At 67.6% G+C, this 21,378-nt stretch carries 22 protein-coding genes and 1 pseudogene; 13 read left to right on the forward strand and 10 right to left on the reverse strand.

The features are described from left to right. The first annotated feature begins 35 nt into the window (after positions 1-35). From priA to FDW83_RS06145, 3 genes are read left to right on the forward strand one after another with little or no spacing between them, the layout of a single operon-like run. Positions 36-782, forward strand: coding sequence for a bifunctional 1-(5-phosphoribosyl)-5-((5-phosphoribosylamino)methylideneamino)imidazole-4-carboxamide isomerase/phosphoribosylanthranilate isomerase PriA (gene priA / locus FDW83_RS06135; RefSeq protein WP_138136706.1), 747 nt, complete (start codon positions 36-38; stop codon positions 780-782). A gap of 22 nt (positions 783-804) precedes the next feature. After that, positions 805-1,686 (forward strand): SseB family protein, encoded by an 882-nt coding sequence (locus tag FDW83_RS06140; RefSeq protein ID WP_138136707.1) that lies wholly within the window; start codon positions 805-807, stop codon positions 1,684-1,686. A gap of 55 nt (positions 1,687-1,741) precedes the next feature. Then, positions 1,742-3,031, forward strand: a complete 1,290-nt coding sequence (locus tag FDW83_RS06145; protein WP_138136708.1) for an MFS transporter — start codon at positions 1,742-1,744, stop codon at positions 3,029-3,031. A gap of 150 nt (positions 3,032-3,181) precedes the next feature. Here FDW83_RS06145 and FDW83_RS06150 read toward each other — a convergent pair whose 3' ends face one another. Further along, complete coding sequence (locus tag FDW83_RS06150; protein ID WP_138136709.1) at positions 3,182-3,568, reverse strand: DUF1844 domain-containing protein; 387 nt, start codon at positions 3,566-3,568, stop codon at positions 3,182-3,184. A 391-nt stretch (positions 3,569-3,959) separates the two neighbouring features. On the opposite strand from FDW83_RS06150, the gene infC reads away from it, so the two are divergent. The 4 genes from infC to FDW83_RS06170 all read left to right on the forward strand — a co-directional run bounded on the left by infC (position 3,960) and on the right by FDW83_RS06170 (position 6,711). Next, entirely contained in the window at positions 3,960-4,916 is a 957-nt protein-coding gene (gene infC / locus FDW83_RS06155) for a translation initiation factor IF-3 (protein WP_240720866.1), read from the forward strand. 120 nt (positions 4,917-5,036) lie between these two features. After that, positions 5,037-5,231 carry a 50S ribosomal protein L35 gene (gene rpmI, locus FDW83_RS06160; RefSeq protein WP_138136711.1) on the forward strand — a complete coding sequence of 65 codons (195 nt, stop codon included), beginning with the start codon at positions 5,037-5,039 and terminating at the stop codon, positions 5,229-5,231. 118 nt (positions 5,232-5,349) lie between these two features. Then, a complete protein-coding gene (gene rplT / locus FDW83_RS06165; protein ID WP_091418046.1) occupies positions 5,350-5,736 on the forward strand; it encodes a 50S ribosomal protein L20 in 387 nt (128 codons plus the stop codon). Between the two features lie 66 nt (positions 5,737-5,802). Continuing rightward, positions 5,803-6,711, forward strand: a complete 909-nt coding sequence (locus FDW83_RS06170; RefSeq protein WP_138136712.1) for an RNA methyltransferase — start codon at positions 5,803-5,805, stop codon at positions 6,709-6,711. 97 nt (positions 6,712-6,808) lie between these two features. Here the strand turns inward: FDW83_RS06170 and FDW83_RS06175 are convergent, their stop codons facing one another. Next, positions 6,809-7,084 (reverse strand): GlsB/YeaQ/YmgE family stress response membrane protein, encoded by a 276-nt coding sequence (locus FDW83_RS06175; protein WP_138136713.1) that lies wholly within the window; start codon positions 7,082-7,084, stop codon positions 6,809-6,811. 190 nt (positions 7,085-7,274) lie between these two features. Then, complete coding sequence (locus FDW83_RS06180) at positions 7,275-8,483, reverse strand: MFS transporter (protein WP_138136714.1); 1,209 nt, start codon at positions 8,481-8,483, stop codon at positions 7,275-7,277. 156 nt (positions 8,484-8,639) lie between these two features. Here FDW83_RS06180 and FDW83_RS06185 point away from each other — a divergent pair, with 156 nt between their 5' ends. Further along, positions 8,640-9,089: a (deoxy)nucleoside triphosphate pyrophosphohydrolase gene (locus FDW83_RS06185; protein ID WP_138136715.1), complete on the forward strand. Its 450-nt coding sequence runs from the start codon at positions 8,640-8,642 to the stop codon at positions 9,087-9,089. A gap of 27 nt (positions 9,090-9,116) precedes the next feature. Here FDW83_RS06185 and FDW83_RS06190 read toward each other — a convergent pair whose 3' ends face one another. From FDW83_RS06190 to FDW83_RS06200, 3 genes are read right to left on the reverse strand one after another with little or no spacing between them, the layout of a single operon-like run. Continuing rightward, positions 9,117-10,226, reverse strand: a complete 1,110-nt coding sequence (locus FDW83_RS06190) for an Rv2578c family radical SAM protein (protein ID WP_138136716.1) — start codon at positions 10,224-10,226, stop codon at positions 9,117-9,119. A 45-nt stretch (positions 10,227-10,271) separates the two neighbouring features. After that, complete coding sequence (locus FDW83_RS06195; RefSeq protein WP_138136717.1) at positions 10,272-10,949, reverse strand: SIMPL domain-containing protein; 678 nt, start codon at positions 10,947-10,949, stop codon at positions 10,272-10,274. Beyond that, positions 10,946-11,455 carry a hypothetical protein gene (locus FDW83_RS06200; protein WP_240720867.1) on the reverse strand — a complete coding sequence of 170 codons (510 nt, stop codon included), beginning with the start codon at positions 11,453-11,455 and terminating at the stop codon, positions 10,946-10,948. The genes FDW83_RS06195 and FDW83_RS06200 overlap by 4 nt, the downstream gene beginning before the upstream one ends. 199 nt (positions 11,456-11,654) lie before the next feature. On the opposite strand from FDW83_RS06200, the gene pheS reads away from it, so the two are divergent. From pheS to FDW83_RS06215, 3 genes are read left to right on the forward strand one after another with little or no spacing between them, the layout of a single operon-like run. After that, on the forward strand, positions 11,655-12,713 hold the full coding sequence (pheS, locus tag FDW83_RS06205) for a phenylalanine--tRNA ligase subunit alpha (RefSeq protein WP_138136718.1): 1,059 nt from the start codon (positions 11,655-11,657) through the stop codon (positions 12,711-12,713). Between the two features lie 2 nt (positions 12,714-12,715). After that, positions 12,716-15,259 (forward strand): phenylalanine--tRNA ligase subunit beta, encoded by a 2,544-nt coding sequence (pheT, locus tag FDW83_RS06210; RefSeq protein ID WP_138136719.1) that lies wholly within the window; start codon positions 12,716-12,718, stop codon positions 15,257-15,259. A 38-nt stretch (positions 15,260-15,297) separates the two neighbouring features. Further along, the gene (locus tag FDW83_RS06215) at positions 15,298-16,008 is read left to right on the forward strand and encodes a 4'-phosphopantetheinyl transferase superfamily protein (protein ID WP_138136720.1); all 711 of its coding nucleotides are present in this window, start codon (positions 15,298-15,300) and stop codon (positions 16,006-16,008) included. Here FDW83_RS06215 and FDW83_RS06220 read toward each other — a convergent pair. The 4 genes and pseudogenes from FDW83_RS06220 to FDW83_RS06230 all read right to left on the reverse strand — a co-directional run bounded on the left by FDW83_RS06220 (position 15,972) and on the right by FDW83_RS06230 (position 19,022). Beyond that, positions 15,972-17,330 (reverse strand): M1 family metallopeptidase, encoded by a 1,359-nt coding sequence (locus FDW83_RS06220; protein WP_138136721.1) that lies wholly within the window; start codon positions 17,328-17,330, stop codon positions 15,972-15,974. The two genes, FDW83_RS06215 and FDW83_RS06220, sit on opposite strands and share 37 nt — an antisense overlap. Before the next feature lie 21 nt (positions 17,331-17,351). After that, positions 17,352-17,709: pseudogene (locus FDW83_RS19385) on the reverse strand (hypothetical protein); the annotation flags it as partial. Beyond that, positions 17,627-17,935 (reverse strand): hypothetical protein, encoded by a 309-nt coding sequence (locus tag FDW83_RS19085; RefSeq protein ID WP_171027464.1) that lies wholly within the window; start codon positions 17,933-17,935, stop codon positions 17,627-17,629. The pseudogene FDW83_RS19385 and the gene FDW83_RS19085, both read right to left, overlap by 83 nt. 121 nt (positions 17,936-18,056) lie before the next feature. Continuing rightward, complete coding sequence (locus FDW83_RS06230; RefSeq protein ID WP_138136722.1) at positions 18,057-19,022, reverse strand: quinone oxidoreductase; 966 nt, start codon at positions 19,020-19,022, stop codon at positions 18,057-18,059. Positions 19,023-19,166: 144 nt separating this feature from the next. On the opposite strand from FDW83_RS06230, the gene argC reads away from it, so the two are divergent. Together argC and argJ are read left to right on the forward strand one after the other, a co-directional pair. Further along, positions 19,167-20,198 (forward strand): N-acetyl-gamma-glutamyl-phosphate reductase, encoded by a 1,032-nt coding sequence (gene argC / locus FDW83_RS06235; protein WP_138136723.1) that lies wholly within the window; start codon positions 19,167-19,169, stop codon positions 20,196-20,198. Next, entirely contained in the window at positions 20,195-21,361 is a 1,167-nt protein-coding gene (gene argJ, locus FDW83_RS06240) for a bifunctional glutamate N-acetyltransferase/amino-acid acetyltransferase ArgJ (protein WP_138136724.1), read from the forward strand. The genes argC and argJ overlap by 4 nt, the downstream gene beginning before the upstream one ends. The last annotated feature ends 17 nt before the right edge of the window (positions 21,362-21,378 follow it).

A 21,378-nucleotide genomic window follows, 5' to 3' on the forward strand; every position in this document is an offset into this window, starting at 1 on the left:
ATTACCGCTCCCTGCACCCAACCCTGAGGATGATGATGACCACCGCAAACGATCTGCCGGTTCTCGAACTGCTGCCCGCCGTCGACGTCGTGAACGGGCAGGCGGTCCGGCTGGTCCAGGGTGAGGCAGGGAGCGAGACGAGCTACGGCACCCCGCTGGAGGCCGCGCTGAACTGGCAGCAGCAGGGCGCAGAGTGGGTGCACCTCGTGGACCTGGACGCTGCCTTCGGACGCGGTTCGAACGCAGAACTTCTGCGCGACGTGGTGGGCCGGCTTGACATCAACGTGGAGCTCTCCGGCGGGCTGCGCGATGACGAAACCCTGGAAGCGGCCCTCAACCTGGGCGTCGCCCGGGTGAACCTCGGCACCGCCGCCCTGGAAAACCCCGAATGGACGCGGCGGGCCATCGACCGCTTCGGTGACAAAATCGCCGTCGGCCTCGATGTCCGCGGCACCACCCTTGCCGGCCGCGGCTGGACGAAGGAAGGCGGGGACCTCTGGGAGGTGCTGGGCCGGCTCGAAGAGGCCGGTTGCTCCCGGTACGTCGTCACGGACGTTACCAAGGACGGCACGCTCCAGGGGCCCAATGTTGAACTGCTGCGCCAGATGGTGGAGAAGACGGGCAAGCCTGTGGTGGCGTCCGGCGGTATCTCCAGCCTGGATGACTTGAAGGTGCTGCGCTCCCTGGTTCCGCTTGGTGTCGAAGGGGCCATCGTTGGCAAGGCGCTCTACGCGGGCGCCTTCACGCTGCCCGAAGCACTCGACGTGGCCGGACGCCGCTAGGCCGGGGCGCAGGAAACAGCGCATGGCCAGCGATGACGAAGGCGCCCCGGCGGCACGCCAGCTCCCGGGGCATATAGCGGCGGCCCTGGCAGGGGCCGGTGGGGCAACCGACTCCGCCGGCCGGCCCTGGGCAGGCCGCAGCCTTGCCGGCGATGACGCGAAGATTCACAACTTCGAGGACGACGACGGCACCGCCAATGCCGGTTACCTTGCCGCACTGGAGGCTCTCCGGGCAGGAACCGGAGACGAAGCGGCTGTTGTCGCGTCCCTGGCGACCGCGCGGGTCTTCATCCCCATCGTGGCCCAGTTGGCCGAAGAAGAGGAGACCGTGCACGGCCTGCACGCTGACAAACAGGCGGACATGGCGCTGGTCACCCTCAAAGCCGCCGACGGCAGGACGGCCCTGCCGGCCTTCACGTCCGCCGCGGCGCTTTCGCACTGGCACCCGGAGGCCCGTCCGGTCGCCGTCTACGCCGCCCGCGCAGCCCTCTCCGCCGTGGCGGAGGGCGCCGAACTGCTGGTCCTGGATCCCGGCGCCGAGGTTACCTTCGTGGTGCGCCGGCCCGGGGTCTGGGCCCTTGCCCGGCAGCGTGACTGGATGCCCTCCTACACGGACGGGGAACTGGCCGGGGAGATGGGCCGGGCCGCCGGCGGCTTTCCCGCGGTCCGCCGCATCGAACTGCTGCCGGGCAGGGGAGTGCCGTCCAGGGCCGCGGACGGAAGCACCGTTCCGGGTGGTGGAGCCGGGCCCGAACTGCAGGTTGTGCTCTACCTTGAAGACGGCCTGGACGCGGCCGCCGTGCAGCAGCTGGTGGCCGGACTCCAGGAGGAGTGGTCACGGAATGTATTGTTTGGGGAGCGCGTCGACTCCATCGAAATCACATTGCGGCGCGCTTCACAGTAGCCAGAGCGAGGCGGGATGATCTCCGGCCTGCTGCGGCAGACGTAAGGACCACCTCGTGAACTTCGCGCTGTACCGGGAACTGCTGGCCGTCCGTTCCATCCGGAGGCTGCTCCTGGTGGGAATGATCGCCCGCATTCCGCACTCGGCCGCCGGCGTGCTGCTGACCCTGCACATCGTCCTGACCCTCGGCCAGGGGTATGCCGCCGCCGGCGCGGCAGCAGCCGTCATGACCATCGGCATCGCCCTCGGTGCGCCCTGGCGCGGCCGCCGCGTGGACACTGCCGGCCTGCGCAAAGCCCTGGTTCCCTCAGTCATCTCCGAGGCCGTGATCTGGTCCATCGTCCCGCACGTGTCCTACCAGTGGCTGCTGCCGCTGGTGTTCGTGGGCGGCCTGCTGACGCTGCCCATCTTCAGCGTGGTGCGCCAGTCACTGGGCGTGCTGGCCGAAGGCGACCAGCGGCGCACAGCCTATGCCCTGGATGCGATCACCACCGAAATGGTCTTTATGATCGGGCCGGCCGTCGGCGCCGTGGTTGCCACCAGCGGCTTCACCACCATTGGCCTGACCGTGGTTGGCGCAGCAACATCCGTGGCGGGTCTTTTCCTCATCTGGTTCAACCCGCCCACCCGCAGCCCGGAGGAATCCCGGGAGAGCGCTGAGGAGCAGCGCCACGCGGCGGAGGTCGCCGTGGTGGCCGCCGCCCCGGCCCACCTGCAGGAGGCGGCGGCTGAACTTGGGCCTGCCGGTTCCAGCGCGCCGGCCGGACTGCGCGGCAGGGTCGCCCGCAATTTTGTCTGGTTCACAGCTACCGTGGCGGCGCTGTTCGCCGTCGCCGGGGGTGCCGGGATGGTCCTCAGCGGCACTGACGTAGGCATTGTCGCAGCCTTGGAAACAGGCGGCCGGCAAAGCGAAATAGGAATCGTGTTCTTCTTCTGGTGCGCAGCATCGGTGGTGGGAGGTTTGGTCTACGGGGCCATGCACCGGCCCGTCCCGCCCATCCTCCTGCTGCTTGGAATGGCTGCCCTGACCATCCCGATGGGCTTCGCCCGCGACACCTGGACGCTGGCCCTCGTCTCGGTCCTGCCCGGGCTATTGTGCGCTCCCGTCCTGTCCTCGGCATCGGAGAAGGTGGCGGACCTCGTCTCAGAGGAACGCCGCGGCGAGGCCATGGGCTGGTACGGCTCTGCGCTGACCGCCGGCGTCGCGCTCGGCTCGCCGCTCGCCGGGGTGTTCATCGACTTCATGGGCGCATCCGGAGGGTTCGTGTCCGTGGGGGTTGCCGGCGTGCTCCTGTGCCTGGTCGGCCTGGTCCTCCAGCAGCGGCGCCGCAGCACCCCCGCCTGATCTACGCCTGAAGAGTTTTTGTCCAGATATGCCGACCTCCGGGGCCCGGAAGCCGGCATATCTGGACAAAAACTTCGGGTTAACGCACGACGGCGGGCCAGCCTTTGGAAGGCCGGCCCGCCGTTGCGGAGTCCGTGGAAAGCTTCTGCCCTAGCTGACTGCCCCGGTGTACTTTTCGCCCGGGCCCTTGCCCGGAGCGTCGGGAATCAGGGATTCTTCGCGGAACGCTAGCTGGAGGGAGCGCAGTCCGTCCCGCAACGGGCCGGCGTGCTGTGAACCGATTTCCGGTGCGGCGGCGGTGACGAGGCCTGCCAGCGCGGTGATGAGTTTGCGTGCCTCGTCCAGGTCCTTCAGTTCCGCCGCGTTGTCCTCGGCGGCCAGGCCGAGCTTGACCGCTGCGGCGCTCATCAGGTGCACGGCGGCGGTGGTGATGACCTCGATGGCAGGTACCTCGGAGATGTCCCGGATCTGCTGGGACACGTCGGCGCCTGCTTCGGAGGAGTCGAAGCGGTATGAATTACTGTCTGCGGTGCTCATACTGGTAAGCTTGACACAGACCAACTGGATGTCGTTATTTTAGAAACCAGGTCCCAGCGGTGCTGCGCAGCGCCGGCGGGACTTTTTTCTGTAGAATGGCATGCAGTTTGCAAGCGGAGTTCTCTCCCACCCGCGTCAGCCGTTGTTCCGAAGGTTCCCAAAGAGCCGTTCCGGGACGCAAGGTTGCCGGGTACCTGGTTGGGCATGGCGCCGGCGATGAGCCGGAGCCGTGCGTACGGTCCTCTAGTCGGGACCGGCATTCCCAGCCGTCCATGAGGCCTTCGATTGCTCCGGCAGTTGGGGGCCTTCTCTATTTGCCGGATTCCACAACAAAAACAGGAGCTTTAACATTAGCGAGCCAAGAATCAATGAGCGTATCCGCGTCCCCGAGGTGCGGCTGGTCGGCCCTGCAGGTGAACAGGTAGGCATTGTCCGTATTGAGGATGCCTTGCGTCTGGCTGCCGAATCCGACCTTGATCTCGTTGAAGTTGCACCTCAGGCGAAGCCTCCGGTGTGCAAGCTGATGGACTTCGGCAAGTACAAGTACGAGGCCGCGGTCAAGGCACGCGAAGCCCGGAAGAACCAGACCAACACGGTTCTGAAGGAGATCCGGTTCCGCCTGAAGATCGACACCCACGACTACGAGACCAAGCGCGGACACGCACTGCGCTTCCTCGGTGCCGGGGACAAGGTCAAGGCCATGATCCAGTTCCGCGGCCGTGAGCAGCAGCGTCCGGAGATGGGCATCCGCCTGCTCCAGCGCTTCGCCGACGACGTCGCCGAAGTAGGTGTGGTGGAATCCAGCCCCCGCATCGACGGCCGCAACATGGTCATGGTGGTCGGCCCGCTGAAGAACAAGGCCGAAGCCAAGGCAGAAGCCCGCCGCGCCACGCAGCGTGCCGAAGCGAAAGCGCAGAACGAAGCCAAGGCAGCCGCCCGGATCGACGTTTCCGGCGAGGACCAGGCCCCCATGACCCAGTCGTTGGGTGACCTGCTGCCCGAGGGCTTCACCGTCGCCGCGGAGACCGAGGCTCCGGCAGAGGCGCCCGAAGCGCAAAAGCCGGCTCCCGCCGTCGAACCCGCCAAGGACGAAGTGCCTGCCAAGGAAGAAGCGCCTGCCAAGGAAGAAGCGCCTGCCAAGGTTGCCGAAGCGCCCAAGCAGGAAGCTCCGAAGGCCGCAGCGCCGGCTCCGAAGCCGTCTGCAGCGGAGAAGCCGGATGCCGCGGCGGCCAAACCTGCAGCCGTTCCTGCTCCGCCCAAGCCGGTGGCAAGGCCGGCAGCGCCGAAACCGGGAGCACGCCCTGTCCCCAAGGCAGTGCCGAAGCCGGCCGGCAAGAAGACCACTTAGTTCACAGCTGCCGGGGGTTCCGCCCTCCGGCAGTCAGCAACCAGCATGCCGCCCCCGCAGGGGCGGCTGCGCGAAAGAGCTGCAGGCCCAGCCTGCGGATACGTAAGGAGATCGGTTCCCATGCCGAAGATGAAGACCCACAGTGGTGCCAAGAAGCGCTTCAAGCTGACCGGCAGCGGCAAGCTGCGCCGCCAGCAGGCCAACCGCCGCCACTACCTCGAGCACAAGTCCACCCGGCTGACCCGCCGCCTCGCCGCGGACAAGATCGTCTTCAAGGGCGACGCCAAGGTCATCCGGAAGATGCTCGGCATCTAATTTCCAAGTCCTTTGACGGGCAGCCGCCTGGTGGCCCGTCACCTGCCAAACAGCCTTCTCAGGCCGCCGGTCAGCCGGCAGTAGATGCTTGGGATCAGATTTTCGAAGGAGTACGCACGTGGCACGTGTGAAGAGGGCGGTTAACGCCCACAAGAAGCGCCGGGTTATTCTCGAACGCGCAAAGGGCTACCGGGGACAGCGTTCGCGCCTGTACCGCAAGGCCAAAGAGCAGCTGCTGCACTCGTTCGTGTACAGCTACGGCGACCGCAAGAAGAAGAAGGGCGACTTCCGCCGCCTGTGGATCCAGCGCATCAACGCCGCTTCGCGCGCCAACGGCCTGACCTACAATCGTCTCATCCAGGGCCTGAAGGCCGCTGAGGTTGAGGTCGACCGCCGCATGCTGGCAGAGCTGGCCGTCTCCGACGCCAACGCTTTCGCCGCGCTGGTCCAGGTGGCCAAGGACTCGCTGCCGGCTGACACCTCCGCCAGGAAGGTTGTTGCCTAGCAACCCCTCCGTCCCCGCACAGGGGGCAGTTCAAGAGCCGGTGGCACCAGCCACTAGAGTTCTTATATGAACCAAACCGGGCGCCCGCAAGATGCACCACTGTCCAACCCCCGAGCAGATCGGGTCAGGGACGTGGCAAAGCTTGCCGGGCGCCCGGCCCGTATAAAGCGCGGGCAATTCCTGGCGGAGGGGCCCCAGGCCGTGCGTGAAGCGCTGAAACTGCACCAGGAGAGCCTCGCCGCCGGAGCGCCGGGCGTCGTCACGGACGTGTTCGCCAGCGAAGCGTGCCTGGACCGGTTTCCGGAGTTCGAGGAGCTCGCCGAGGGCACCAGCGCGCGCCTCGCCACGGACGAGGTCCTCGCTGCCATGGCGGACACCGTCAATCCCCAGGGCATCATCGCCGTGTGCCGCTTCGTTGACGTGGCGCTTGAGGAAGTGCTCGACGGCGGTCCGCGCCTGATGGCCGTGCTGTGCCAGGTCCGCGACCCCGGCAATGCCGGTACAGTCCTGCGCGCAGCAGACTCGGCTGGCGCAGACGCCGTTATTTTCACCGCCTCCAGCGTGGACATTTACAACCCCAAGGCTGTCCGCTCCACGGCGGGCTCGCTGTTCCACCTGCCCGTGGTGCTGGGTGCGGACGTCGCCGGGCTGGTTGCAGCGTGCAAGGCCAGGGGGATCGGCATCCTGGCGGCGGACGGCTACGGCACTCTCAATCTGGACGCATTGCAGGACGAGAACGCCCGGCGCAGGCTGACCGGCGGGGGACCGGAGTCCGTGTACGATCTGGCAGCGCCTACTGCATGGCTGTTCGGCAACGAAGCCCAGGGGCTCTTCCCGGATGAACTGGCCCTCGCCGACCACCGGGTTGCCGTGCCGGTCTATGGTGCAGCCGAAAGCCTTAACCTCGGCACCGCCGCCACCGTCTGCCTCTACGCCAGTGCACGTTCGCAGCAGCCCGCGGGAATTACGGCCTGAATCCTGGGCGCCGTTACGCCGGGAGCCCGAGGCACAAATAAAGGCCCCGGTTCTCCGGGGCCCTTTGGGTTATCGAACTGTTAGGTGACAGGAACCATCATGGTGCGCGGGTGGTCTTTCCGCGTCCGGTGATGGCTCCGTAGATGCCGGCTACCACCAGGCCGCCGACAATAGCGAGGATCCAGGTCCCGAGGTCGAAGAAGGCAAGATCGCCCCTGTTGAACAACAGGCTGCCGATCCAGCCGCCAACGATGGCGCCCACTACACCCAGAACCAGGCTGGTGACCCAACCGCCGCCCACCCGTCCGGGCATCACAGCCTTAACGATGGCACCGACAATCAGGCCCAAAATGATCCAAGCAAGAAAACCCATGTCTCCTCCTTTTGGTTACCGGGGCTTAATAGTCCCGATGAGGCTCAAGCTAACATAACGGTCTCGTGATGTCAGCAGGCTCAGGGGACCTGGGTTCGCCGCCTGAGCCGGCCTGGATTAGCGGTCGATGCAGCAGGGACGCTTGATCCGCTGCGCCGCCTGTTCCCAGGTGTCCGGGGGTTTCAGGAGCTCATGTGGCCAACGGCCGCCGACGTTCCATGACCCCGCTGACGACGGCGACGCCGAACCCCAGGACGGCCAGGACGGCACCAACCAGCGCGGGGGCAACATAGCCCCATCCGAGGGCGATCACCAGCCCGCCCAGGAAGGCGCCCAGGGCGTTGGCCACGTTCAGCGCGGCGTGGTTGAGCGACGATGCCAAGGAGGGTGCGTCCGGCGAAGCGTCCAGCAGGCGGGTCTGCAGTGCCGGGATCAGCATCGATCCAGCAGCGCCCACCACGAACACCATCACGAACGCGGACCACGGCCAGTGCACTGCCACCGCATAGACAACCAGCGCCACCGCGATGGCGGGCAGAACCCTGTACAGGGTGCCCATCACGGACTTGTCCGCGATCCTGCCGCCCACCACGTTGCCGGCCACCATGCCCAGTCCGTACAGGGCCACCACCACGGGGATCAGCGAAGACGGGATCCCGGCCACCATGGTCATGGTGTGGGCGATGTACGTGTACGTGGCGAAAAAGCCGCCAAAGCCCACTACGCCGATGAGGATGGCCAGCCATACCTGGAGCCGCTTCAGGGCGCCCAGTTCCCGCCTGATGCTCGCTTCGGGGTGGGCGTGCTCGAAGGGGACGAACTTCCAGACCAGAACGAGGGTCGCCAGGCCGATGCCGCCCACCAGGACAAAGAGCAGCCGCCAGCCGTACGTCTGGCCCAGCCAGGTGGCGAATGGCACCCCAATGACATTGGAGATGCTGAGCCCCGCCATGACCATCGAAATGGCCCAGCCGCGCCTGGTGGGCGGTACCAGGGAGGCTGCGATGACGGCAGCCACGCCGAAGAACGCCCCGTGCGGAAGGCCGGCGGCAAAGCGTGAGGCCAGCATGGTGCCGTAGTCCGGGGCGATGAACGAGGACAAATTGGCCAGGGTGAAGAACAGCATCAGGCCCAGTGCCAGGTGCTTGCGTGGCAGCCGGGCACCCACGGCGGCGAGGACGGGGGCACCCACCACCACACCGAGGGCGTAGGCGGAGATGAGGTGGCCGGCGTCGGGCGTGCTGATGCCCAGGCCCTGTTCCACTTCCTGCAGCAGCCCCATCATGGTGAATTCGGTAACCCCGATGCCCACCCCGCCCATAGCAAGGGCAATGATGGCCATAGTGAGGTTGACGGGCGTGGTGGGGGATGCCGTGGACATGCGGAGGGCGCTGCTCATAAGCCTGCTTTTCGAGGAGAGTTTTGTATGACTGGTGCCACAGCGGTGGGGCGGAGGGCCGGAACCCCTTTGCGGAAACCCCGGACCAAGGAAGCGTATTCCCGGTGCCGGGACCGCGGTCCCGCCCTTTCCATTGTCCCCCAATAGAATGAGGCGGTGAGCGGACTGATACAGGTAGTGGGCGGAGCCGTAGTGGACAGCCTGGCCGACCCGGCCAAGCTCCTGGTGGCGCGGCGCAGCGCCCCCGAAAAGCTGGTTGGCCTGTGGGAGTTCCCGGGCGGCAAAGTGGAACCCGGCGAGGACCCGCAGGCAGCGCTCGTGCGGGAACTGGTGGAGGAACTCGGCATCACAGTGCGGCTCGGTGCGGAACTTCCGGCCGATAGTCCACAAGGCTGGCCGCTCAACGAACGGGCGGCGATGAGGGTCTGGTTCGCGGAGCTGGCGGGCGGGGAACCACGTCCGCTGCAGGACCATGACGAACTGCGCTGGGTGCCGCTTGCGGCTGCGGACGAGGTCCTGGGCCTGCCCTGGATTCCGGCTGACTTCCCGATTGTCCGGGCGCTGCTTGGCGCAGTGTCTGTGCCGGCCGGACGCAGCTCCGCCTAGCGTAATGTCCCGGAGAACCGGGACGGCCTAGAACAGGGTGGGCTGGCCCGCCTGGCTGCCCGCGGCAGGTGCCCCCGACGCCCGGCCGGCCGGAGGGGCGGCGGGGATGATGCCGGCAGGATACTCGGCTTCCTCACCGCGGGGATCGTCCAGGTCCCGGTGGCTGAACCCGGCGGTGTTGGCGAAACCGTGCCGGGCCTTGAAGTAGCGGACCTTTCCGGCCAGCCAGCTGCGGTATTCCTTGGAGGCGTAGGAGCCTGATTCGTACAGCCGGCGGTACTTGCCCACCAGTTCAGGGTGGTTTCCCGCGAGCCACTTCATGAACCATTCCCGGGTCCCCGGCTTCAGGTAGAGGGCTCCGGCGGTGACGCCCGTGGCCCCTGCCGCGGCCAGGGACGCGAAGAGCGCGTCCAGCGCTTCGTCGCTGTCGGACAGCCAGGGAAGGATCGGCATGGCCATCACCCCGCAGGGGAGGCCGGCTTCCCGGAGCCGGGTCACCAGCTTCAGCCGTGCCCGGGGGCCCGGGGTGCCCGGTTCGATGGCCTCGGACAGGGCCTCGTTGGTCATGGCAAGGGAGATGCCCAGTCCCACAGGTACCTGGGTGGCGGCGCTCGTGAGGAGCGGGATATCCCGCGCCAGCAACGTGCCCTTGGTCAGGATGGACAGGGGAGTCCCGGAGTCCGCCAGTGCCGAGATAATGCCCGGCATCAGCCGGTAGCGTCCTTCGGCACGCTGGTACGGGTCAGTATTGGTGCCAAGGGCAACCTGCTCACGCATCCATGACGGCCGGGTGAGCTCCTTGCGCAGGACCTCTGCGGCGTTCACTTTGACCACCACCTGGCTGTCAAAGTCCATGCCGGCGTCGAAATCCAGGTATGTATGGGTTTTCCGGGCAAAGCAGTAGACGCAGGCGTGGCTGCAGCCGCGGTAGGGGTTCACGGTCCACTCAAACGGCATGCGCGACCCCGCCGGCACCCGGTTGAGCACCGATTTTGCGGTGACCTCATGGAAAGTGATGCCGGCGAAGTCCGGAGTGGTTACCGAACGCACCAGCCCGGCGAGCGGAAGGAGCGACGGAACAGGTCCTGCAGCCTCGGTGGTGGGGGCAGGAACCAATGCTTGCGCGTCCCATCTCATAGCCACTATTCGAAAACATCTTCGAATCGAAGTCAAGGTGGCCGGCTATTCCGCGGCACGGCCTCCGACCAGTTCCCACACGACTGTCACTGTTGTTTCCACCCGCGTTTCCCCGGGCTCAACCGCAATGCTCTCAACGGCGCTGGCACGTTGGAGGCCTGCCACTGGCACCGGTGCCATGCCGGACGGGTGCTCCGTCACCGACACCACCCGGCCCAATGTTGCTGATGCGAGGCCTGCGAACTGCTGGCCTGCCCGCAGCGCGTCCTGCCAGGCGGCGGCCCGCGCCCGCTCCCTCAGTGACGAATCGTCAGCGAGGGCCAGCTGCATGCTGTTGAGGCGCACGTGGTTGCCCCCGGCCCGGACGGCATCGGAAATGGCGCCGGAAGCGGATTCAACATTCCGGAGCCTCACCTCGAGCATGCTCGCGGCGATGTATCCCGCCACTTGCTGCCCTTCGCCCTCACGCCACACCAGGTCCGCGCGGACATTCAAACCCGTTGTCCTGATGTCCGCCGCTACGATTCCTTTCGAGTGAAGCGAAGCAGTAACGGCGGCCAGGGCTGCGCCCGCGGCTGAGTAGGCGGCTTCCACTCCGGCAGCACGGCATTCGACGCCGATGGAAACCTGGAGAAGGTCGGGGACCGCGCCTGCCCTGCCCGTTCCCGTCACCGTCACCGTGCCGGGAGAAAATTGCGCAGCACCCGCCAATTCGGCCCTCATGGTACCGCCCTGCCTTTCCTTGCACCGGCGGGTGCCGGGAACGGGTAGCCTCCCTCGGCAAGGCCGGCCCGCCGCTCGAAGATGTTCGCGGTTCCCGGATTGCCGGTGCGCAGGACAGACCAGCCGGCAGCGGCCAGGTACAGCGGGATGAACGGGAGTCCCAGGCACCAGGCGTACTGGCTGCAGTGCTTCTCCTCATGGCCCAGGAGCGCCGGCCGGGACAGAAGGTCCCGGGCCGGACCGCGGCACAGCACCACGTTTCCCAGGGTGAAGGCCCGGGCGAAGGGCAGCCGCCACCGGTAGCCGCCGGCGAGCAGCAGCCCGCGGGGGCCCGGACTGATCCGGCTCCGGGCGGCCACAGCCACCACCAGGCCCAGCAGTGTGCTGCCGTTAAGCAGGTTTGCTGCCTGCCGCAGCCGCTGCCCGGGAGAAACCGGACTGGCGGGAAAGCTATGCGGGGCAGGAGGCAGCAGCGCAACGGAACCCGGACGCTGCCGCAAAGTCATGAGGCCATCGTAGCCGGAGGGTTCAACTAGACTGGAGGGCAGTGGCCGCCGGTTCTGCCGGCGAGCCCTGACCTGGTCATTGAGTGCACTTTCCGTGAGGGCATTCATCCATGACCTGCCAGTGACGGACGCGCCGCCGGGAGACCGTGCAGGGCTGCTCCGCTCGCCGGCAGCCACGACTCGTAGCTAAGAACAGTAGATGACTGAAACTTTGCCGGGCGCCGCTCCGAACCCAACGGATGAAGCCGCCATCACCGCCGCCGTAGACCAGGCCATCACCGCCATTGCCGGTGCGGCCACCCTTGACGAGCTGAAGGCGGTGAGGCTCGCGCACACGGGGGAGAAGTCCCCGCTCAGCCTCGCCAACCGCGAGATCGGCCGCCTCCCCAAGGAGCAGAAGGCGCTCGCCGGAAAGCTCATGGGAGCATCCCGCGGCCGGGTGAACAAGGCGCTTGCCGAGCGCACGGCTGAGCTGGAAGCGGAGAACGACGCGCGGATCCTCCTTGAGGAGACGGTGGACGTCACGGCCGCTCCGCGCCGCCGTCGTGCCGGTGCCCGGCACCCGCTGTCCACCCTCCAGGACCGCGTCGCGGACATCTTCGTCGGCATGGGCTGGGAAATCGCCGAGGGCCCGGAAGTTGAATCCGAGTGGTTCAACTTCGACGCCCTGAACTTCAAGCCGGACCACCCGGCCCGGGAGATGCAGGACACATTCTTCGTGGAGCCCCCTGAGGCCCACCTGCTGATGCGCACGCACACCTCCCCGGTGCAGGTCCGGTCCATGCTGGAGCGCGACGTGCCCATCTACGTGCTCTGCCCCGGCAAGGTTTTCCGGACGGACGAGCTGGACGCCACCCACACGCCGGTGTTCCACCAGTTCGAGGGCCTGGCCATCGACAGGAACCTCAGCATGGCGGACCTGCGCGGCACCCTGGAGCACTTCGCCCGGCAGATGTTCGGCGACGAAGCCCAGATCCGGCTGCGCCCCAACTACTTCCCGTTCACTGAACCGTCAGCGGAACTGGACATCTTCCACCCGGGTGCCAAGGGCGGCCCGCAGTGGATCGAGTGGGGTGGCTGCGGCATGGTCAACCCCAACGTCCTCCGCGCGGCCGGCATCGATCCGGACGTCTATTCAGGTTTTGCCTTCGGCATGGGCATCGAGCGCACCCTCATGTTCCGCAACGAGGTGGGCGACATGCGCGACATGATCGAGGGCGATGTACGTTTCAGCGAGCACTTCGGGATGGAGATCTAACAGTGCGTATCCCACTTTCCTGGCTGCGTGAATTCGCAGAAGTACCGGCCGGAGCGACGGCCGAAGACGTTATGGCGGACCTGGTCAAGGTCGGCTTCGAGGAAGAGGACGTGCACCGTCCCACGGACTCCCTGCAGGGCCCCATTGTGGTGGGCCAGGTCCTGAGCCTGGTGAAGGAACCGCAGACCAACGGCAAGACCATCAACTGGTGCCAGGTCCGGGTGGTTCCGGAGGGCAAGGAGCAGATTCTCACCGGCAAGGGGATCGACCCGTCGGGCGTGCAGGGCATCATCTGCGGTGCGCACAACTTCGTGGAGGGCGACAAGGTGGTGGTCACCCTTCCCGGCGCCGTGCTGCCCGGCGACTTCCGCATCTCCGCCCGCAAGACCTACGGCCACCTCTCCGCAGGCATGATCGCCTCGGTGCGGGAGCTGGGCATCGGCGAGGACCACGACGGCATCCTGGTGCTGTCCCGCATCGGCCTGGACCCCGAGGTGGGCACCGACGCCATGGAGCTCCTTGGCCTCTACGACCAGGCAGCGGAAATCAATGTCACCCCCGACCGCGGCTACGCCTTCTCCATCCGCGGCGTTGCGCGCGAATACGCCCATGCCACCGGGACCACGTTCACGGACCCGGCAAGCAAGGTGCAGGCACCCGCTGAACTGGCCGGCGGCTACGGCGTCAAGCTCAACGACGACGCCCCCATCTACGGCAATCCCGGCTGCGACCGTTTCGTGGCGCGCACCGTCCGCGGCGTGGACGCCACCCGGCCCACCCCGCCGTGGATGGTGTCCCGGCTCCGCCTGGCCGGCATCCGCTCCATCTCGCTGCCCGTGGACATCTCCAACTACGTCATGCTCGAGCTGGGCCAGCCGACGCACTGCTACGACCTGGACAAGCTGTCCGGCGACATCGTGGTGCGCCGTGCCGCCGCCGGTGAGAAAATCACAACGCTGGACGACAAGGAACGCACCCTTGACGCCGAGGACCTGCTCATCACCGACGACTCCGGCGCGATCGGCATCGCGGGCGTCATGGGCGGGGCAGCCACGGAGGTGAGCGATTCGACGTCGAACATCCTGGTGGAGGCCGCGCACTTCGACGAGGTCTCGATCGCCCGCTCGCGTCGCCGGCACAAGCTGCCTTCCGAAGCGTCCAAGCGGTTCGAGCGCGGCGTCGACTGGCAGGTGGCCGGCATCGCGGCGCAGCGCGTGGTGGACCTTTTGGTGGAACTGGCCGGCGGCACCGCCGACGAAACCGGCACCGATGTGGGCACCGCCCCGGAGACGGTGACCATCGAGCTGCCCGCCGGCTTCGCCGCCCGGCGCATCGGCATCGACTTCACCGAAGAACAGATCGTCACGTCCCTGGAGGACCTGGGCGCGGTTGTGGTGAAGAACGACGGCGGCTGGACCGTCACTGCCCCGAGCTGGCGGCACGACCTGGAGACCAAGGAAGACCTGTCCGAGGAAATTGCCCGGCTGGTGGGCTACGACAAGATCCCCGCCACCCTGCCCGTGGCGCCTCCCGGCCGGGGGCTGACGCGCGTGCAGCAGCAGCGCCGCCGCCTGATCCAGGCCCTGGCGGACGCCGGCCTCACGGAAGTGCTGTCCTACCCCTTCGTGTCCAAGGCCGCGAACGACACCTTCGGCGTGGCTGAAGCAGGAGCTGAACGCAGCGCCGTGAAGTTGGCCAACCCGATCAGCGAGGAGCAGGGCTTCCTGCGCACCTCCATCCTGCCGGGACTGATCGAGGTGGCCAAGCGCAACCATTCCCGCGGCTTCCGCGACCTGGCGCTCTTCGAGTCCGGGCTGGTGTTCCTGCCCGGCGAAACGGTGGGCACGGCCTCCATCCCGCCGCTGGGCGTCAAGCCTGCCGATGAGGTGCTGGATGCGCTGTACGACGGCGTCCCGGCCCAGCCCTTCCACCTCGCCGCGGTCCTCACCGGCCATGACTCGCCGGCTGCCGCAGCCCACGCCCCCCGGGCCTGGGACTGGGCGGATGCCCTGGACATCGCACGCCTGGCCGGCGACGTCCTGGGCGTTGAGCTGGTCGTCTCGCAGGGCAGCCACCAGGCGTTCCACCCCGGACGCGCGGCCAAGCTGTCGCTGCGGACAGGTGAAGCGGTGGGCTACGCCGGCGAGCTGCACCCCAAGCTGCTGGCGGCCGCGGACATGCCGGCCCGCTCCGTTGCCCTGGAGCTCAACGCCGACGCCCTGTTCGAGGCCGCGCCGGACGTGATCGTGGCACGCCACATCTCGGCATTCCCGGTGGCCACCCAGGACGTGGCGCTGGTTGTCCCCGCTGACGTTCCGGCGGACGCCGTCCTGGCCGTGCTCCGCGAAGGCGCCGGGGACCTGCTGGAAGACGTTGCGCTGTTTGACGTCTACGCCGGCAAGGGCATCGAGGAGGGCAAGAAGTCGCTGGCCTTCGGGCTGCGTTTCCGGGCCGCTGACCGGACACTGACGGCGGACGAGGCTTCCGCAGCCAGGGAAAGCGCCGTGGCCCTGGCTGCCGAGCGCTTCGGGGCGGTCCAGCGGTAGCAGCCGATCCGGCTGACGAGGTTCAAAGGACGGGCGGCATGACTCCAGAGCTTGTGGTGCATGCCGTCCCGCCCTTTTCGCTGTCCGGCGCGGCTGAGCGGGTCCAGCGCGACGCCCAGGCCCTGCTCGACGGCCCGGAGCTGGCACGGGCCCAAGCCATGGAGCCCGCGTCCCGCAGCCGGTTCCTTGCCGGGCGCCTGGCCCAGCGGCGGTTCGCCGCGGAGCTGCTCGGCGTGCGCGGCAGCCGCCTGGTAGCAGCCTACAGCTGCCCCCGCTGCGGCACCGGGCCCGGCATCACCCACGGCAGGCCGGGCTACCTGCTCGACGGCGGCCCCGCGCCTCTGGTCCTCAGCCTGTCCCGTGCGGCGGGGTGGACTTTGCTCGCGGCCGTGGCCGGGCCGCCGGACAGTTGCCGCCTGGGAGTGGATGTGGAGGACCCTGCCCGGACCGGCTTTGACGGCTTCCCCGCACTGGCGCTCACGCACGCTGAGCAGCAGGTTGTCGGGCACCTGTCAGGCGGCGCGTTGCTGGCCGGGCGTGCCCGCCTGTGGGCACGCAAGGAAGCGGTACTGAAAATGACCGGGGACGGATTGCGGACCGCACCCTCATCGCTGGACGTGCTGCAACGGAACGATGTACGAGACCTGTTGCCCGCCGAAACGGGCCTGCCCGCCCGCCTTGCGGCCGCCGTCGCGTTGTCCTGGGCGGTACCTCAGCCCACCGGAAGGGGCGGCAGGGCTTCCTCGTAAAGCCACGGGTGGAGCAGCGACTCCGCGTCCACCGCGGTGGCCCGGTTGACGGCCAGGATGAAGTCGTGCGTGGTTACGGACCCGTGCCGGTGCCGTGCTGTCCATTCCTGGAGCAGGGCAAAGAATGCGAGGTCCCCGCAGGCCATGCGTACAGCGTGCACCGCCAGCGCGCCGCGCTTGTAGACGCGGTCGTCGAACATGTGCTCGGGTCCCGGGTCGCCCACCAGGATGTCCTGCAGGTCAGTCTTCAACCGCCGCCAGGCAGCCTCGGCGCGGGCGGCGACGGACAGGACACCCGCTTCCTCCGACCAGATCCACTCGGCATAGCAGGCAAAGCCCTCGTGCAGCCAGATGTCCTGCCACGCCGCGGCTGTCAGGGAATTGCCGAACCACTGGTGCGCCAGCTCATGCGCAATGAGCCGCTGCGACTCCCAGCCCTGGTCCAGGTGGTTCGGCCCAAGGATGGACATGCCCTGGGCTTCGAGGGGAATCTCGAGCTCATCCTCCGCCACGACCACCGTGTACTCCGGGAAGGGGTAGGGGCCGAAACAGCTGGCGAAGGTCCGCATCATGGCGGGTTGCAGGGCCAGCCCGGCCCGGGCACGGTCGGCCAGGGCGGGCGGAACGGCTGCGGACTGCGGCACCGCGGGGGCATGCCGTCCCGGATCCAGCTCAAGCAGACCGTACCGGCCAATCTGGACGGTGGCGAGATAGCTGGCCATGGGCTCCGCCTGCTCGTAAATCCAGGTCTCCCGGCTGGAACGGGTGGTGCGGGACTGGAGGACACCGTTGCAGACGGCGCGGTAATTCGCGTCCGTGGTGACGGTGAACCGGTAGCTGGCCTTGTCCCGGGGATGGTCGTTGCACGGGAACCAGGACGGCGCGCCGTTGGGCTGTCCGGCCACGAGGACGCCGTCGGTCAGTTCTTCCCAGCCCACCTCGCCCCACAGGCCGCGGCGAGGTGCGGGGCTGCCCTCGTACCGCACGTCGAGGGTGAAGTGCTGGCCGGGCTGCAGTGGAGCCTGCGCGGTGATCACCAACTGCTCGGCCCGCTGGCTGAACCGGCCGGCCTTGCGTCCGTCCAGCTGCACCTTGGTGGCGCGCAGGTTGCCCATCAGGTCCAGGACAACGGCCGACGCCGGTGCCTGGGCCACGCCGTGCAGCACCGCCCTGCCGCTGAGGCGGTTGCTGCTGACTTTGTAGTCCAGCTCCAGTTCATAGCGCTCCACCCGGTAGGCGTTGCTGCCCGACCCCGGCAGGTAGGGGTCGGCGGCCGGGCCGTCTGCCGGAAAGCCCTGGCCGGTTCGTGCTGGAAAAGTCATGGATACCTTTAGTTTGTTCGTTCAAAGCTCTGGGGGACCGCTCCAGGGACTCACCGGATTGCCCATCCAGTAGGTGCCCGCGGGGATTGTTTCGCCGCATCACGAGCGATGCAGGACCAACTGTTCCACCCGGCCCGATGGCCGCCTGCGGAAGGATGACCCCGTGCGGACCCATGGTGGCCCCGTCCTCGAGCGTAACAGCGTCCATGCTCATCACCCGGTCGTGGAAGAGGTGGGTCTGGACCAGGCGGTCGCGGTCCACGGTGGAGTTCCGGCCAAGGGTCACCAGGTTTGCTTCAGGGAGCCAATAACTCTCGCTCCACGTGCCTGACCCGATCCGGGCTCCCAGGGCGCGCAGCCACCAGACCAGGGCGGGCGTGCAGCCCCCGGGCGGCAGCGCGGACTTCATCCATCAACTGCGCGTAACTGAGGGAGCGGTGGCCGTCATCCAGGGCGGAGGCCTCGGGGTAGCGGCGAGCGGTGTCCTGCAGGATGTCGATCAGCGTCCGGACCGGGGGAGCGGCGAGCGATCCCGGCATCTGGGGTGCGTAGGGGCGGATGGCGGTGGAAAGGGCATCACCATGGGGGACCTGCTGCTCAGTCACCCGGGCATTTTGCCTGTGCCAGGTGAACAGAAGGTGTACCCGGCGGCTCCAGTACCCCGATCTGCAGATTTCCGGTTAACCTGCCGTTCACCTTGCCTGTGCCGTGAGCCACCCCTGGGGGCTAGGGAACCAGGAGTACCTTGCCGGTGGTACGCCGCCCCTCGAGGTCGCGGTGGGACTGTGCCGCCTGTGCCAAGGGATAGCGGGCCCCGATTCGAACCTTCAGGCTGCCGTCCGCCGCTGCAGCAAAGACTTCCCTGGAACGCCAGCGCCGTTCCGCTGCGTCCCGCAGATGGTGGGCGATGGTGGGCCTGGTGAGGAACAGGGACCCGCCGGAGTTGAGGCGCTGGGGGTCCACAGGCGGAACGGGGCCGGACGCAGCACCGAACAGGACCAGCATTCCCCGCATGCCTAATGCTTCCAGTGAACCGTCGAAGGTGTCCTTCCCCACTCCGTCGTACACCACATCTGCACCGGTGCCGCCGGTAATCTCCCTGACCCGTCCGGCAAACCCCTCGTACTGCAGCACGTGGTCCGCCCCGGCGTCGAACGCCAGTTCTTCCTTTTCCCCAGTGGAAACGGTGGTGATGACTTCGGCGCCCCTTGCCTTGAGCAGCTGGATCAGGAGCAGGCCCACGCCGCCGGCTCCCGCATGCAGCAGGACCTTGTGCCCCGGTTCCACCCTGAAGGTGGAGTTCATGAGGAAATGTGCCGTCATACCCTGCAGTGGGAGTGCTGCCGCCGTGAAGTCATCGAGGTTGGCCGGAACGGGCAGGGCGGCCTGCTCGGCAACCAGGGCGTAGTCCGCGTAGCAGTTGAAGCCTTCGGCCGTGGCCACACGGTCACCGGGAGTGAAGCCGGTAACGCCCTCGCCCACAGCCTCCACCGTGCCGGCGGCTTCGGACCCGGGGGTAAAGGGAAAAGGAACCTTGTAGGTGCCGCCGCGCTTATAGGTATCGATGAAGTTGACTCCCGCCGCCGTCACCTTAACCAGCAGCTGCCCGGGCCCCGGCACCGGGCGTTCCACTTCCTCATAGGCAAGGACTTCCGGTCCGCCTGCCTGCCGTGCGACGATTGCGTGCGTCATTGCTTCCCTTCCGCGGATCCGGCGTGTCCGGCTCCGGCTGCTGGAACCATCCTAGGGATTCCTCCAGCGGCCCAATGTCAATGCACGATAAACAATGCATAAATATCAGCTGTCCTGCATAAGTATTGCTGTATAGTCGGAGTCATGACTATTTCTGTTGCAGTCTCCGGTGCCAGCGGATACGCCGGGGGCGAGGTGCTCCGCCTCCTGGCCGGGCACCCGGACGTCACCATCGGCGCCATCACGGCGCACAGCAATGCCGGGTCCCGGCTCGGCGAACTGCAGCCCCACCTGCACGGGCTCGCCAGCCGCATCCTGGAAGACACAACAGTGGAGAACCTCTCTGGCCATGACGTCGTCTTCCTGGCACTGCCGCACGGAGCTTCGGCCGACATTGCCGCCAAGCTCCCCGAGGGGACAGTGGTGATCGACGCCGGCGCCGACCACCGGCTGCAGGATCCGGCAGCGTGGGAGAAGTTTTACGGCTCCGCCCACGCCGGGACCTGGCCCTACGGGCTTCCCGAGCTTCCGGGCCAGCGCGAGGCGCTGAAGGGTGCCACCCGCATCGCCGTACCCGGCTGCTACCCGACGTCGTCCCTGCTCGCCCTGGCTCCCGGCTTCGCAGCCAACCTGCTGGAGGCCGACGACGTCGTCATCGTTTCCGCCTCGGGCACCTCCGGCGCCGGCAAGGCAGCAAAGGTGAACCTGATCGGTTCCGAAGTCATGGGCACCATGAGCCCATACGGCGTCGGCGGCGGCCACCGCCACACTCCCGAGATCGAGCAGGGCCTGTCCAATGCGGCAGGCGAACAGGTGACGGTCTCCTTCACCCCCACGCTCGCCCCGATGAGCCGCGGCATCCTCACCACCGCCACCGCACGGGTCAAGGCCGGCACCACGGCGGATCAGCTGCGGCAGGCCTGGGAGGGCGCGTACGACGACGAACCGTTCGTGCACCTGCTGCCGGAAGGCCAGTGGCCCACCACCAAGTCCGTCCTGGGCTCCAACCACGCCGCAATGCAGCTGGCCTTCGACGCCCACACCGGCCGCGTAATCGTCACCTGCGTCATCGACAACCTGACCAAGGGCACGGCCGGCGGCGCCGTCCAGTCCATGAACATCGCACTCGGCCTGCAGGAAACCGCCGGCCTCAACCTGCAGGGAGTAGCCCCGTGACCGTCACCGCACCCCAGGGCTTCCGGGCCGCCGGCGTCACCGCCGGATTGAAGGCCTCGGGCAAACCGGACCTCGCACTCGTGGTCAATGACGGGCCGTCCAGGACCGCCGCGGCAGTCTTCACCAGCAACCGCGTCGCCGCCGCTCCCGTCCACTGGTCCCGCCAGGTGGTTTCCGACGGCAGGGTGGACGCCGTCGTCCTGAACTCCGGCGGCGCCAACGCCTGCACGGGACCCACCGGTTTCCAGAACACGCACAGCACAGCGGAGAAGGTGGCCGAGGTCCTGGGCATCTCCGCCACGGACGTCCTTGTCTGCTCCACCGGCCTGATCGGCGAGCAGCTGCCCATGGACAAGATCCTCCCGGGAGTGGAGGCCGCGGCAGCAGCACTCAGCACCGAGGGCGGCCCGGCAGCCGGCAACGCGATCATGACCACGGATTCCGTGCCCAAGTCTGCGTTGTTCATTGGCTCCGATGCTGACGGGCAGGAGTTCACCATCGGCGGCATCGCCAAGGGCGCCGGCATGCTGGCTCCCGGCCTGGCCACCATGCTGGTGGTGCTCACAACGGATGCGGCAGTCGAACCGGAACTGCTCGACGTCGTCCTGCGCGACGCCACCCGCGTCACGTTCGACCGGGCGGACTCGGACGGCTGCATGTCCACCAACGACACCGTGGTCCTGATGGCCTCCGCGGCCTCCGGCGCCGTGCCGTCAGCCGAAACCTTCACCGCGGGCCTTACCCAGGTGTGCGCCGAACTGGCACGCAAACTTATAGCCGACGCCGAAGGCGCCAGCCACGACATCGCCATCCGGACCTTCAACGCAGCCACCGAGGCCGATGCCGAAACCGTCAGCCGCGCCGTGGCCCGCTCCAACCTCTTCAAGGCCGCCATCTTCGGCAAGGACCCCAACTGGGGCCGCGTGCTCTCCGCCGTCGGTACCACCAACGCAGTGTTCGAGGCGGACCAGCTCAACGTCGCCATGAACGGTATCCAGATCTGCCGCAACGGCAGCATCGGCGACGACCGGGGCCTGGTAAACCTGGAGCCTCGCGAGGTCCTGGTGGAGATCGACCTGCAGGCCGGCGACGCCGAGGCCACCATCTGGACCAACGACCTCACCCACGACTACGTGCACGAGAACAGCGCGTACTCCAGCTAGCCCGACCTCAGCGGAAG

It is taken from the genome of Pseudarthrobacter sp. NamE2, from assembly GCF_005796205.1.
Lineage (GTDB): Bacteria > Actinomycetota > Actinomycetes > Actinomycetales > Micrococcaceae > Arthrobacter.

What these genes read in the sequence shown, in the direction of transcription:
- FDW83_RS06180 (WP_138136714.1), bottom strand. Translation starts at nt 8,483, where the DNA reads ATGAGCAGCGCCCTCCGCATGTCCACGGCATCCCCCACCACGCCCGTC.
- FDW83_RS06150 (WP_138136709.1), bottom strand. Translation starts at nt 3,568, where the DNA reads ATGAGCACCGCAGACAGTAATTCATACCGCTTCGACTCCTCCGAAGCA.
- FDW83_RS06190 (WP_138136716.1), bottom strand. Translation starts at nt 10,226, where the DNA reads ATGAGATGGGACGCGCAAGCATTGGTTCCTGCCCCCACCACCGAGGCT.
- FDW83_RS06215 (WP_138136720.1), top strand. Translation starts at nt 15,298, where the DNA reads ATGACTCCAGAGCTTGTGGTGCATGCCGTCCCGCCCTTTTCGCTGTCC.
- FDW83_RS06200 (WP_240720867.1), bottom strand. Translation starts at nt 11,455, where the DNA reads ATGACTTTGCGGCAGCGTCCGGGTTCCGTTGCGCTGCTGCCTCCTGCC.
- FDW83_RS06140 (WP_138136707.1), top strand. Translation starts at nt 805, where the DNA reads ATGGCCAGCGATGACGAAGGCGCCCCGGCGGCACGCCAGCTCCCGGGG.
- pheS (WP_138136718.1), top strand. Translation starts at nt 11,655, where the DNA reads ATGACTGAAACTTTGCCGGGCGCCGCTCCGAACCCAACGGATGAAGCC.
- argC (WP_138136723.1), top strand. Translation starts at nt 19,167, where the DNA reads ATGACTATTTCTGTTGCAGTCTCCGGTGCCAGCGGATACGCCGGGGGC.
- rpmI (WP_138136711.1), top strand. Translation starts at nt 5,037, where the DNA reads ATGCCGAAGATGAAGACCCACAGTGGTGCCAAGAAGCGCTTCAAGCTG.
- FDW83_RS06175 (WP_138136713.1), bottom strand. Translation starts at nt 7,084, where the DNA reads ATGGGTTTTCTTGCTTGGATCATTTTGGGCCTGATTGTCGGTGCCATC.
- FDW83_RS06230 (WP_138136722.1), bottom strand. Translation starts at nt 19,022, where the DNA reads ATGACGCACGCAATCGTCGCACGGCAGGCAGGCGGACCGGAAGTCCTT.
- FDW83_RS06195 (WP_138136717.1), bottom strand. Translation starts at nt 10,949, where the DNA reads ATGAGGGCCGAATTGGCGGGTGCTGCGCAATTTTCTCCCGGCACGGTG.
- priA (WP_138136706.1), top strand. Translation starts at nt 36, where the DNA reads ATGACCACCGCAAACGATCTGCCGGTTCTCGAACTGCTGCCCGCCGTC.
- FDW83_RS06220 (WP_138136721.1), bottom strand. Translation starts at nt 17,330, where the DNA reads ATGACTTTTCCAGCACGAACCGGCCAGGGCTTTCCGGCAGACGGCCCG.
- FDW83_RS06170 (WP_138136712.1), top strand. Translation starts at nt 5,803, where the DNA reads ATGAACCAAACCGGGCGCCCGCAAGATGCACCACTGTCCAACCCCCGA.